This window comes from Baekduia sp. Peel2402 (assembly GCF_052567285.1).
The window spans coordinates 4772383-4783883 of the sequence record NZ_CP199582.1 but is presented as its reverse complement, the minus strand read 5'-3'; the positions used below and the strand labels follow the sequence as shown (position 1 = coordinate 4783883).

The following is an 11501-nucleotide window of genomic DNA, read 5'->3' as shown; positions in this document are numbered from 1 at the left end:
GCCCTCTTGGGAGTGTGATGGTCATGGCTCACGAAGCGTGAGCGGTCGCACTCCCTCTGCGGTGGACGGTCGGCAGAGCAGCCTTGTTGTGATGGTCCCAGCGCACGACGCGCCTAGTTCCAGGCGACGCCCCGCGGCGCCGCGCCCACGAGGTTGAAGGAGTACACCATGAGCAGGATCGCACGCTTCGTCGTGCTTGCCACGGCCCTCACGTCGCTGTTCACGGTGGTGTCGTCGACCGCAGGCGCGGTGACTTGGACTAACACCGGCAGCACGACGTTCCACGCCACGGGAGGCCCGGGAACCCTCTCGGTCGGTGCCAACAACTTCACCTGCTCAGCTTCGACTGCGACCGGCACGGCGGCAGCGGACTCCACCGGCACGGTCTACCGCATGCCAGGCACTATCACGTTCAGCCCGTGCCTCCTTGCGGGTCAGGCCACGTTCGCCCACTGCGGGTTCACGCTCACTGGTTCCGCATGGAGCGCGGGCGCGCCGGCGGTGACGACCGGAAGCGTCGACATCACTTGCGACATCCGGCTCACGAACTCGCCCGCCACGAAGCTTTGCCACGTCGAGGGCACGACGCCCTTCAGCTACATCAATCCGCAAGGGGCGACCGCTGGCCGGATCACTTTGACCACTGGCTCCTCGGGCCTGGTGGTCGACGGCGATTCCTGCCTTCTCGGCAACGGCGGAGCCCATCTGTCCGAGCAGACGATCCCGGTCACTAGCGCGGCCGGCAGCCCTGTCATCACCCGCCATGCTTAGCTGACCGGAAGTGGTCTAGACGTCGGCGCGCCTCGCCTCTGCGGCGAGGCGCGGCCGCGCCACGGCCTACGCGCGCTGCGCCGCCCCGTGCTTGCCCAGCCCCTTGAAGTCCTTCCACGGCAGCGCGTTGGCGATGTCCTTGGCCTCGAAGCCCGCGCGGCGGGCCGTGGCGATCCCCCAGATCGAGTTGTGCTGGGTGCTGACGCCGTGGGCGTCGGTGTTGATGATGATGGTCACGCCGAGGGAGGCGGCGGCGCGGGCGTGGACGTCGTGGAGGTCGCGGCGGTCGGGCGCGGAGTTGATCTCCACCATGGTTCCGGTGCGGGCGGCGGCCTCGAAGACGGCGCGGACGTCCAACTCATAGGGCTTGCGCTTCTCGATCTTGCGGCCGGTGAGGTGGCCGATGCAGTCGATCCAGGGGTGCTCCATGGCGGTGACGATCCGCTTGGTCATCTCGGCGGACGACATCCCGAACGAGGTGTGCACGCTGCCGACCACCCAGTCCAACTGCTCCAACAACTCATCGTCGTAGTCGGGTGACCCGTCGGGCAGGATGTTGGTCTCGGTCCCGACGAGCACCTCGATGCCGTCGAGCTGCTCGTTGACGCTGCGGACCAGCTCGATCTGGCGCTTCAGCGCGTCCGGCGAGACGTCGTTGCCGAAGCCGTGGGTCGCGCTGTGGTCGGCCATCGCGACGTCCAGGTAGTTGACGATCATGTAGGGGTGCCCCCACCGCAGGCGGTCTCGCGCGCGCGTGCGCGCGGCGACTGTTCTGTCGACCCTCGGGCACTACGCGCGATAACCCGCAGATACGGCAACCGCGCAACCGGCCGCGTTTTCTTTCCCGTCCGCACGCGCTCAGACGACCTTCCCGGTGGGACAGGCGGAGCAGCACGGACGTCTGGCCTCAACGACACGGCTATCCGACGATACATATGGCTGTTCCTTACGGAACGGCGTGCGGGAGCTTCGCTACCCCGCGACCGTGCAGCTCATCAAGGAACAGGCCCCGGTCAAGGACTTCTCCTGTCGAGCTGCTCCGCCGCTTCGCGGAACAGGTCTCGGAGTTCCGGCAGCTGCCCGGCACTCGGAGTCTCGACCAGGCTACGGCCGGCGCTCGACACCACACCGGCCTCGGCGGCGTCGTCGAAGACGCGCAAGCACCATGCGCGGTATTCCTTGTGGTATCGGCTGTCGGTCTCCTCACGCCAGCGCGCGAGCCGCTCCGCGCTCGGGGCGAAGAGCGCTCGCGGCCGCAATCGCTCCTGCTCATCGCCGAAGCGTCGGAGCGCGCCAGCGACGCGCAGGCACTCAGCGGCGAGATTGCGTCGGGCTACTGCGTGCCCGGCGCTCAGTTCGGCGGGCCGACGCCGTGGGATGACACCGAGCATCGTGAGCGCGCAACCGAGCAAGAACACTGACCAGAACACGGGGGTGGAGGCATGAACCGGCCGCACCGTGAACGCGACAGCCGCGATCGTCGCTCCCGTTCCGATCCATGACAGGCGCTTTCCCTCGAAGGTGCCAGCCATCAGGTCCCGTCCCCGGTGCGATCCTTCGTGTCGCCCAGCTCGTCGAGTTGGATCGCCAGCTCATCGAGATCACGCCGCAGGACCGCCGTGGCGAGGCAATTGACGGCCTTGAGAACGGCTCGCGTCTCGCCTGGGAACTTCAGTTGGTACGGGGCGTGCGACGACTTCCGCGCGACCAGCCCGAGATCCTCCAGATCCGCCATCCGGCGGCTGATCGTGCTCGCGTTGGCGCCCACCAGAGAGCCGAGCGCGGCCTGCGACAGCGGCACGCGCTCACGCGCCATGATCCGCAACAGATCACGACTCGTCCCATCTCCGAGAGCTACGAACAGCTTGCCGTCCGGCGAGGCCACTACGTTCGTCGGTCCTTTCAAATTTGCACGATGAGCATATCTGGGATTCTGTAGCTCAGCGATTCCTGAGTCAAGCCGAGGCCAAACCGACGTGCGCCGAATCGCCGGTACCACCAACGCTGGCGTTGTCGCCGTAGCCGATGCCAGACCAGCTCTCCGCGTGCTTGACGGCGACTCGCCGCTAGCGAGCGGGTGACCTGCGAAGCACGATTACGTCGTTGTCGACGACGACGTCGATCAACGTCGGTCTCGAGCAGCAGCACGCAGACGGCCTCGACGGGATCGGCGACGGTGACTGGGAGCACGAACGGCGGGTCCGCCACCTCGAGCAGCGTGACGCTCGGCGGAGGCGGCGCGATCGTCACCGGCATGTCGGCGTGAGCAGCCAGTGCAGCAGTCCGACGTACGGCCGATAGGTGTCGTCCCACGCACTTCGCCGATGTGGCAGCCCTACGGCCAGGCACTGGAACGTCGCCAGTGCCTGGATCCTCCGGAATCGCCACTAATCGCCCGCTATCCGGGACCGAGGCCCTGAACGGAGTACCACTGAAGCCCCTGCAAATCGGGTACTTCTGTCGCGCAGCGCTTCTGCATCGCACCCAGGAGGTCGGGGGTTCGAGTCCCCCTAGCTCCATGTGAACGGAACCCCTGCGTGAGCGGGGGTTTCGTCGTTTAGGGGTGGGGCCGAATCGGCCCCGAGTTCCGCTCCGTTTCAGGCACCAGTGCCTTTATTCCGCGATATGTGACTGATTCGTCGGGGATTAGCGGCGATTCGGCGCTCGGCACATGCGGGCGCGGGATCCGTGCCAGTGTGCGCCGCGGCCTCGAGTTCTTCACCAGCGAGCTGCGCCGGATGGCCCAGCAGGGACTCGAACGTTCGCCGCCTATCGAGCCGCCAACCGCGTGGCGCGTGGCGCGGCGCTGGACCGCCTCGGCCGCGACGCCATCTGGGAAGCACGAGATCAACGCGGTGTGCGCCAGCCGGATGGCGATCAGTGACGAATCCGCGGCGGCTATGGGCTATTAGCCGGCTGGGCTTCGAGTAGGCGGCGTAAGCGCGCAAAGAACACGTCGGCTGTTTCAGTGACCAGCCGACGCTGCACGTCGTGGCCCCAGACGACTTCGCGCCTGTTGGCGAACTCATAAATCGATGCTTCGGGCAAAGGCGCTACCCAGTGCTCCTCGACGGTCTCGATGTATGTCGATCCTTTGTAGAGACCTTCGAGGTCGTAGTCGCGCATACTGGCGCCGACGAAGAACCATGGGATCCGCGGAGCAACCTGGTGGCGCAGCAGGGTCAGCACCGCGGTCTCCTTGGCGTGCGGCAGGCCGGTCATGGTGTCGGCGTCAGAGATGATGCAGGTGCTGGTCTTGGTGATCGTGCCGTGCAGCTTGAGGTACGGGACGCGGGGGTCGTTGTCGGTGCCGTCGAGGTAGGCTGGCAGCCGTTTGGCTATGCGCCGGAAGTCGGCGTCAGTAACGGCGACGTCGAAGGCATCGCTGTCGTGTTCGAGCAGCTCGTCGAAATTGACGGTGATGACCACGAGCCGATGGCCGCCCCGTTCAGCGATAGCTTGAAGATCGGTGACGGCTCGGCCCCGGTAACCGTTGGCCAGCTTGCTGTCGTGACTTTGCTTGAACTCGCCGAGCACTCGCGGGATCGCAGGTCCGCCGTGCGCTCGGTGCATGCGTATGACCTTCTCGAGCGTCAGGGTCGCGCCGAGTTGGTCATCGGAGACAGCCGGATCTTCCTCTTCGCTGGTCAGGACACCGCGTCCGGAAAAGGCGCGCCGCAGTGCGCGACCGCGCTGCGCGTTGGTCATGTGCTCCGAGGGTCGGCCGAGGAGGTCAGTGAGGGCGCTATCGCGCAGGGTGTTGCCCAGAGGCATGCGCGATGAGGCGCTGAATCCGGCACCGAGAAAGAGCACCGCGGCCTGCTCGCGCGCCGTCAGTGCGAAAGCTTGTGCGTCGGCGTCGAGCATCTCGGACGGGTTCCGTCGCTGAAGCCCATCACGCGAGATGTAGAACCGGATCCCTCGCCGGAACTGGCAGTGCACGGATATGTCTGCTTTGTCGGTCTGAGCGAAGATCAGCAGCGTGCGCAAGTTAGTAAACGCCGGCGCGATCGACATCAGGTAGCGCAGGCATGCCTTGCGCAGCGGGTGCCTCATCTCGAACTCGGAGTAGGTGATGACCGCGAATTCCGTGGCGTGGAGGCGGTCGTCAAACAACGCCCGCAGGAGTGCGAGCGCCTGCGCGTGCGCGCTGCCGGGTGTACCGATCGTGTCGCCGAGACGGAGCTTGGCGTCAACTGCGCCGTGTTGGTGCTCGAGTTGCACGTCAGCACCCGGACCAAAGTCCCCGGGCTTGATCAACGAGCGAAGCAGGATCTTCAGCTCGGGCTTTTCGGCGCACACGAGCGGCATCTGAAAGACGGGATCGTTTGCGTCGATGAGTACTCCGGCTCGTGACGAGACGAGGCCGGCGAGCAGATGCTCGCGTTCGCCAAGGGTGTCTTGGACGGCGGCGGAGTGGATGGTCAGGGGTTCATTGACGCGGTCGACCACCATCTCGCTCAGCGCGAGTAGGAAAGGGTCGGCAGCGGTCATCGCACGTTAGCGACGCTCTCAAGCAGGCGGTCCCGAAGCTGCTTGGTGTCATAGTCGCGCTCGTAGTAGGCGTTGTAGCGAGCAAGGATCGGTGCCTCTTTGCGCAGGGTGTCGACGAGTGCGTCGAACGCGTCGCCGACGGTCGTCGGGTCGCTGCTTCGCGCGAGTGCAGATGCGGCCAGCGAGATCAGATCCTCTTCCCGCCCCGGCTTGACGTAGACCTCGTTGTCGTTCAGTTCGAGGGCGCCGGGTCGGCGACGGACGACTTCGTGCAGTGTCCAGCCGCCGACCAAACGTTCTTTACCTGGAGCGCGCCGACGCTGATCGATGCGGTCGGCAAACGCGTAAACGGCAGCAAAGAAGGCCTGGTCAAATGCGGTGCGCTCGCTGGCTTCTTTCCAGCGCGGCAGCGCTCGCTGCATACTGTTGGAGCGATTGACCAACAGAGCGATCAACACCCCGACGGCGAGAGTTCGAAGGTTGTCATCGCCGAGCAGGTCGATGACTTGCCGTAGGCGGTGACGACCCCAGTCGCGGTAGCACCGATACAGGACATGCTCGTGGTAAGCCGGCCGCCCTGACAGGACGGAAAACGGTTCGGCAGTCAGTGCCTCGTCGAGCACGGCGATCATCGCGCGGCCTTCGGGAGTGATAAGCGTCTGCCTGGCCGAAATCTCAAGCGCAAGCTCAGCTGGGACTTCATCGCCGCGGGAGGCATCAATTGCCGTCACCATCTCGCGCAGACGCTTGCCCTGAGCAACCGGGTCGAAGAAGTGTTTGCGGGCAAGCTCGAGGTCGCTGGCAAGCTCCCCTGGTAGCTGGCCAAAAGCAGCCTGCCACAGAGTCCGCAGAGCGCTGCTGAGCGACTGCGCGCGCTGACGTGTGATGTTGGGCGAGACGCCAAAGGTGTCCTTGAGAGCGTCTAGGTCAGCGTGGTCGCTCATTCGGACCAACTCTCCAGGAAGTAGCGGCGCTCATCGAGTTGTCGTAGCCGCTCGGTGTAGCGGTCATGAAGCTGGCCGATCGTTTCATGAACTAGGGCGCCATAGTCCTCAGAAGCGGGCAAGATCATCAAGATCCGATCCCTGGGGTGTTGCCCTGTCCAGTCAGCCAGGAACTCGTTGAGTGGGGCGCGAAGGTTCTGAGCGACGAACGCGCCGAACTCATCGAGGATGACTAGGCGCTGACGTCCCGGCTGGCTGGCTTGGTGGTCGATAAGTGCGAGGCGGGCTCGGGTAAACGCGAACGCCTGCTCGCCGCTGGAGTAGCTGTCGAGGTTTCGTTGCGCGACGATCTGCCCGTCGGCATCAACGGCCGTGACTTGGCGATCGTCGATGTCGACGGTGACCGTCGCGGCGTCGGGTCCAAGTAGCTGCTCGCGCACCGTGTCAACGGCGAACCACCCTTCAGCGATACGCGATAGCCACAACTTTGCGATATCGAGATAGGGGTCGCGATCGCGCGCTGCCGTTGCGCTGGCGTCCGTACGTCCCGTGAGACGGCCACGGACTTGGCCGCCGAGCCCGCGCAGCAAGTCAGGGATGGCGATCACTTGGTTCTCGAAGACGTCGATCTCGTCTTCGACGCGTTGAACTAGCTGGTCGAGGCGGGCTAGCCGGCGCAGCTGCTCGCCGGTCTCGGCGTTGGATTCAGGCCGTAGCTCGGGCAGCCGCGCGGCGAGACTGTCGACGACGTCGTTATCCCACAAGTCGGCGATGAGCCTCTCGAGCTCGCGCAATAGCTTCGAACGCTCGCGCCGGACGGCGGCGACCTGCTCGCGGGTAGTTTCGAGCTGCGCTTGATGGCCACTTCGCGTACGCGAAAGCTGCAGATGTAAGCGCTCAAGTTCACCCGTGGTGGTACTCAGGGACGCTAACGCGGCGCCAAGCTCAGCCCGCACGCTTTCGATCGGCGGTCCGGACTCCAAGTCTGCTTGCTGTTGTTCAAGCAGCGTCTGACGTTGCATGAGCTTGGCGAGCTCGTCGTCGTAGGCGCTGAGCTGCTCGCGCGTCTGCCGAAGGCGCTCGGCCGCCGCGGGATCCAGTTCCTCGCTGACCTTTTGATGGCGCTCGCGAGCGGTTTGCAGGCGGGTAGCAGCGGTATTGCGCTTCTCGGCCAGGCTCCGGGCTTCGTTGAGCTGTTGCAGTCGTTGGTCGAGTTCTGTGACACGTTGGCTAATTTCCTCGAGCGCCGGGTCGTCGGGCGTTACGGCGAGTTGCTCGCGGCGGCGGTCCACGTCGTCGGCTAGGCGACGGACAGTCAGCTCACGGGTTTCGGCGTCGGCATCGATTGCGATGGTTTCATCGCCCAGGCCCTGCCCGCTTGCGTCTTCGAGGTGGTCCAGGAGTCTTGTACCGAGCTCTATGAGCGGTTCGGCCAGCGAGATATCACGACGTGCTCGACGAGCCCGTTCGAGCTCGTCACGAACAGATTGACGCTCCGGATCGATGTCCTCAGCGCCTTGGAGCCCGGCGCTCTGCAAGCTGCGACCCAGCCTTCCAGCCGCATTGGTTAGTTGTGTCGTTGCTCGCTTGACAGACTGCTCGCTTCGCTCAAGCTTCTCTCTGGCTTCCTCTTGGCGTGAGCCTTCGACGACGAGCTCATCCACCTTCTCTTGCAGCTTGTCGCGTTCAGAGCGCACGTCCGAGCGTCTCTGGACGATGGAGTCGATCTCGGCCTGAATGTCGGCATCGCTGGTCAGATCACGCAGCCGCGCTGCAGCCGCCAGAGCGGCGTCGGCGAGCTTGAGCTGATCAACCAGCGTCCTATCTTGTTGTTGTTGCTCTTGAAGCTCGAGCTTGAGCTCGACGTCCCGGTGCATCAGCTCGCCGAGTTGGTCGACGTTTACGCTGTTCAGTAGGCGGCGGAGCTTCCCGATCTCGGCGCCCAAAAGACTCCGGCGTGCTTCGGTTGCATCGCGGAACACGTCGGCCTGCTGGGCCGCCTGCTCGCATTCCTCGACCAGCGTCTCGACCAGACCCTCGTTACCGGCCAAGCGATAGGCGCTAACCAATTGCCGGACGTCGCTAAGCGACGCGGAATGTCCGTCGATCGAGATCCCCGTGAACCACTCGTCGGTGACATCTCGCGCGGTCGCGAGGTCTTGGGGCCACGTGCGAGAGTCGAACCTCCACGCCACCGACTGCCCACCGGCCAGCTGAGTGATCGTGATCTCGACCGATCCGAGTAAATCACGCAACGACGTCCACCGCGCTCGTTGACGATCACCGCGCAGAGGCTGTTGGCCACAGCAGATGGTCAGAACTTCAGACGTGATGGTCTTTCCGATGCCGTTATCACCTTCCAGGCGCGTGACGGCATTCTCGAGCCCGATCTCTGCCACCAGCGGCAGTTGACCATCGACAACTCGACACTCAATCTTCATGAGAGGAGGAGCCCTGGGTGTCAGCCACGACGAACAGCTCAATTGCGAGTTCGACTGGAGCCTCGTCTTGGAGCAACCCGTCCAGTAACCGCCTCCCCACTGGACTTTGCACGATGTGGTCCAAGAGCTCCGAGCGAGGGAAGTCGGCAGACATAGACATCGAGGTGGATACTAAGCGCTAAGTCCGTTTTACGGTGCAGCCTTGTGGGGTCCCGGTTATCCCCACCCTTGGCCAGCTCGGGGAGGTCAGGCCACGCGGCCGGTCGACGCCTGGCGCGCCGACGCGCTGGCAAGTTTGCGGCGTGCGAGCTTGGCGTATTCGCGGCTGAGCTCGATGCCGATCGCCGCGCGTTCTAGCTCAAGGGCGACCACTAAGGCGGTGCCTGTCCCGCAGAACGGATCCAGCACCGTGCCTCCGGGCGGGCAAGATGTCGCGATTCGTGGACGGATCAGCTGAGGCGGGAACGTTGCGCTGTGTCCGTCTCCGCCGAGGCTGGTAGGCACTTGCACGACGTCACGTGCGCCGGGCTCGGCCCCACTTAGGTCGTAGTAGTAGGCCGGTCGACGCGAGGGGCGACGCTTGACGAAGTGGAAAAGGTGCTCGTGAGCTAGACGCAGCCGGTCGGTTTCTGGGCGCGGACCGATATCGGGTTTTGACCATATCACGTCATTGCGCAAAATCCATCCGCGGCTTTGTAGCTCGATCGCGCATCGCGACGGCAAGAGCAGCAGCTGCTTGTCATGGCGGATGCCGCCCGAGGGTGTGCGGCGTCGCAGCCGGCTGTCGCCGGCCAGACCTTGGCGACCTTCACTACGGATGCTTGACCAGCGGGCGAAGTAGGTGTCGCCGAGGTTCAGCCACATGCTGCCGCCGGGCTTGAGCACGTCCCAAGCTGCATCCAAGATGTCGGCGAGGTGACTGACGTACCACTCAGGGTAGGGCTCTAGGCCCAACACTCCTCCGCGTCGGCGGTACCACTCATATCCGGGAGGGATTTCGGGTTTGTCGGTTTCGGTGCGGTACTCATCGAGAATCTCGTCGTTGTGATCGAGCCCGTACGTGCGCAGGCCCCAGTACGGGGGTGAGGTGACAAGCAGATCGGCACTCTGGGAGGGCAGCGACTCCAGCCCGTCGAGCGCGTCGGCGCAGATCACTTCGTAGCCCGGATCCAACGGTGCCGCGGGGGATTCTTGGACGATGAGCGATGTCACAAGGGAGTGGTCACGGCGGCCGCGGGCGCGGCTCATTGGCCGAGACCCCTTTGAATTCGCATCGATCCGCATGAATCCTGCCCGGTCGCCAGAACTGGTCGAGCGACTCGCCAGCGACGGCAGTCCCGGATCTCAGACAGCGCTGTGCTGGTAGCGCAGCGGCTTGTCGTTGACCTGCTTGAGGTCGCCGGCCTTGGGGCGGCGCTTCATGCAGTTGACCACGGCGCCGGTCGAGCGGCCGAGCGCGGGGTCCGGCGGGCTCGGCGAGCTTGCGCATGTGGGTCATGACGAGGTCGTCGAGCTGGCCGGGGCGCAGGCGCTCGGTAGTCGTCTTAGACCACTGCAACGGCCTGATCGCCGCAGCTGAGCCAAATCCTGGAATGTCGGAGGTTTGCTAAGTCATGGGTAAACCACATAAGGTTGCCTATCGACCGGTCGTCTTAAGCGGCATAGACACCTCTGCGGCCCCCACCCCGGCTCGTGAACCCTCGAACATGGATGTGGCTTCAGGCGGCGGCCTTGGCTTTATCGCTCGCTGCGATCGGCCTGTCCGGCACAGCACTTGGCGTGCTGCTTCCGCTAGTCCTGATCGTCCTTTGGTGGGCATGGCTGAATCATTGCTACGCGCGTCAGCTGGCGAGCGCGAAGCGGTCGCCATGGCGCCGCGGGAGCGACCACCACGTGACGCGCCAGCTCGCGACGATCACGGGTGCCGGCGTCGCGTCCGCTGTACTGGCCAAAACGGTCCCCGCGCTGCCCCTCGAGGCAGGCCGGGCGATCCGGTGGGTGCTCTTTGCGTTCATGGCGCTGTGGTTCTGCGTGTTCGCCTCCAGCCTCGTCGACTGGTACTGGATCCGGCCGCAAGTCGACGGGGTCGTGACCGAGCCGCCGTGCCGGACGTCGCAGCAACCCCGCTGGGAGCAGGTCACCCGCGGTTGGCATGGCCATCGCGCAGTCGCGCACATCGCCGTCTGCTTCGCGGTCGTCGTCGGTCTGACGGCGATCATCGCGGCGGCGGTTCCCGATATCGATGGAGCAGCGCTCGCCGCCTGCACCGCCGCCCTTGCAGCGGTAGCGGTCCCCATCGTCCTGCCCGCGTTCTTCGCCTTGTGGCGGGCCATCGACAGTCCTGGAATCTGGGTCGGAGACCGGGTCCGAGTGAACGATCGCCGAGGCTACGTCCTCCACGTCACGATGGACAAGCTTTTCGTGCGTTTTCGCAACGGGTCAAACGCCTCGTGGGGCCGTCCGAAAGCCGTGTCCCCCGATGCCATCGAGGGCGAGCCCATTGCCTTTTCCGGCTGTGACGCCTGCTCTCACGTCAACCCCCAGTGCGATTGGGACGCCCAGCGCCTGAACGCCGGAAACCCTTCCCGCCCTTTTCGCATCTGAACGTCCGCCAGTGGCGGAGGACCGATCGGTCAGGCACTGGAATGCCAGCAGTGCCTGGATCCCCCGGAATCGCCCCGTATCGGCCGGCGTCCGAGGCCGACACCGCGAACGAAGCCTCGGCGAAGGCGCTGGAAATAGCCCACTTTTACGGCGCAGCTCGTCTGCATCGCACCCAGGAGGTCGGGGGCGAGGAGAAAACGCTGATTTCCAGGAAGTTTCTCGTCCAGATCGAGTGACCTCCTGGACG

12 protein-coding genes are annotated in these 11501 nt (G+C 64.9%); 4 read left to right on the top strand and 8 right to left on the bottom strand.

The genetic code is table 11. From position 1 onward, the window contains the following. The first annotated feature begins 168 nt into the window (after positions 1-168). Complete coding sequence (locus ACT01A_RS23405; protein ID WP_445149518.1) at positions 169-771, top strand: hypothetical protein; 603 nt, start codon at positions 169-171, stop codon at positions 769-771. Positions 772-837: 66 nt separating this feature from the next. Here the strand turns inward: ACT01A_RS23405 and ACT01A_RS23400 are convergent, their stop codons facing one another. The 4 genes from ACT01A_RS23400 to ACT01A_RS23385 all read right to left on the bottom strand — a co-directional run bounded on the left by ACT01A_RS23400 (position 838) and on the right by ACT01A_RS23385 (position 3027). Next, on the bottom strand, positions 838-1488 hold the full coding sequence (locus ACT01A_RS23400; RefSeq protein ID WP_445149517.1) for a PHP domain-containing protein: 651 nt from the start codon (positions 1486-1488) through the stop codon (positions 838-840). A gap of 296 nt (positions 1489-1784) precedes the next feature. Next, positions 1785-2303 carry a hypothetical protein gene (locus ACT01A_RS23395; RefSeq protein WP_445149516.1) on the bottom strand — a complete coding sequence of 173 codons (519 nt, stop codon included), beginning with the start codon at positions 2301-2303 and terminating at the stop codon, positions 1785-1787. Then, positions 2303-2656 carry a winged helix-turn-helix domain-containing protein gene (locus ACT01A_RS23390; RefSeq protein ID WP_445149515.1) on the bottom strand — a complete coding sequence of 118 codons (354 nt, stop codon included), beginning with the start codon at positions 2654-2656 and terminating at the stop codon, positions 2303-2305. Before ACT01A_RS23390 ends, ACT01A_RS23395 begins: the two co-directional genes overlap by 1 nt. Before the next feature lie 17 nt (positions 2657-2673). Next, positions 2674-3027, bottom strand: a complete 354-nt coding sequence (locus ACT01A_RS23385; protein ID WP_445149514.1) for a hypothetical protein — start codon at positions 3025-3027, stop codon at positions 2674-2676. A gap of 440 nt (positions 3028-3467) precedes the next feature. Between ACT01A_RS23385 and ACT01A_RS23380 the strand changes: the two genes are divergently transcribed. Then, positions 3468-3683 carry a hypothetical protein gene (locus ACT01A_RS23380; protein WP_445149513.1) on the top strand — a complete coding sequence of 72 codons (216 nt, stop codon included), beginning with the start codon at positions 3468-3470 and terminating at the stop codon, positions 3681-3683. Here ACT01A_RS23380 and ACT01A_RS23375 read toward each other — a convergent pair. From ACT01A_RS23375 to ACT01A_RS23360, 4 genes are all read right to left on the bottom strand, one after another. Then, entirely contained in the window at positions 3670-5265 is a 1596-nt protein-coding gene (locus ACT01A_RS23375; RefSeq protein WP_445149512.1) for an SIR2 family protein, read from the bottom strand. The genes ACT01A_RS23380 and ACT01A_RS23375 overlap by 14 nt on opposite strands. Next, positions 5262-6209: a hypothetical protein gene (locus ACT01A_RS23370; protein ID WP_445149511.1), complete on the bottom strand. Its 948-nt coding sequence runs from the start codon at positions 6207-6209 to the stop codon at positions 5262-5264. The genes ACT01A_RS23375 and ACT01A_RS23370 overlap by 4 nt, the downstream gene beginning before the upstream one ends. Beyond that, positions 6206-8650 (bottom strand): hypothetical protein, encoded by a 2445-nt coding sequence (locus ACT01A_RS23365; protein ID WP_445149510.1) that lies wholly within the window; start codon positions 8648-8650, stop codon positions 6206-6208. The genes ACT01A_RS23370 and ACT01A_RS23365 overlap by 4 nt, the downstream gene beginning before the upstream one ends. 246 nt (positions 8651-8896) lie before the next feature. After that, a complete protein-coding gene (locus ACT01A_RS23360) occupies positions 8897-9898 on the bottom strand; it encodes a DNA-methyltransferase (protein ID WP_445149509.1) in 1002 nt (333 codons plus the stop codon). A 645-nt stretch (positions 9899-10543) separates the two neighbouring features. On the opposite strand from ACT01A_RS23360, the gene ACT01A_RS23355 reads away from it, so the two are divergent. After that, positions 10544-11254, top strand: a complete 711-nt coding sequence (locus ACT01A_RS23355; protein ID WP_445149508.1) for a hypothetical protein — start codon at positions 10544-10546, stop codon at positions 11252-11254. A 50-nt stretch (positions 11255-11304) separates the two neighbouring features. Beyond that, a complete protein-coding gene (locus tag ACT01A_RS23350; RefSeq protein ID WP_445149507.1) occupies positions 11305-11490 on the top strand; it encodes a hypothetical protein in 186 nt (61 codons plus the stop codon). Positions 11491-11501 lie beyond the last annotated feature (11 nt).

Excerpts from the sequence above, each read along its gene's own strand:
- ACT01A_RS23405 (WP_445149518.1), top strand. The coding sequence starts at position 169 with ATGAGCAGGATCGCACGCTTCGTCGTGCTTGCCACGGCCCTCACGTCG.
- ACT01A_RS23400 (WP_445149517.1), bottom strand. The coding sequence starts at position 1,488 with ATGATCGTCAACTACCTGGACGTCGCGATGGCCGACCACAGCGCGACC.
- ACT01A_RS23395 (WP_445149516.1), bottom strand. The coding sequence starts at position 2,303 with ATGGCTGGCACCTTCGAGGGAAAGCGCCTGTCATGGATCGGAACGGGA.
- ACT01A_RS23385 (WP_445149514.1), bottom strand. The coding sequence starts at position 3,027 with ATGCCGGTGACGATCGCGCCGCCTCCGCCGAGCGTCACGCTGCTCGAG.
- ACT01A_RS23375 (WP_445149512.1), bottom strand. The coding sequence starts at position 5,265 with ATGACCGCTGCCGACCCTTTCCTACTCGCGCTGAGCGAGATGGTGGTC.
- ACT01A_RS23370 (WP_445149511.1), bottom strand. The coding sequence starts at position 6,209 with ATGAGCGACCACGCTGACCTAGACGCTCTCAAGGACACCTTTGGCGTC.
- ACT01A_RS23365 (WP_445149510.1), bottom strand. The coding sequence starts at position 8,650 with ATGAAGATTGAGTGTCGAGTTGTCGATGGTCAACTGCCGCTGGTGGCA.
- ACT01A_RS23360 (WP_445149509.1), bottom strand. The coding sequence starts at position 9,898 with ATGAGCCGCGCCCGCGGCCGCCGTGACCACTCCCTTGTGACATCGCTC.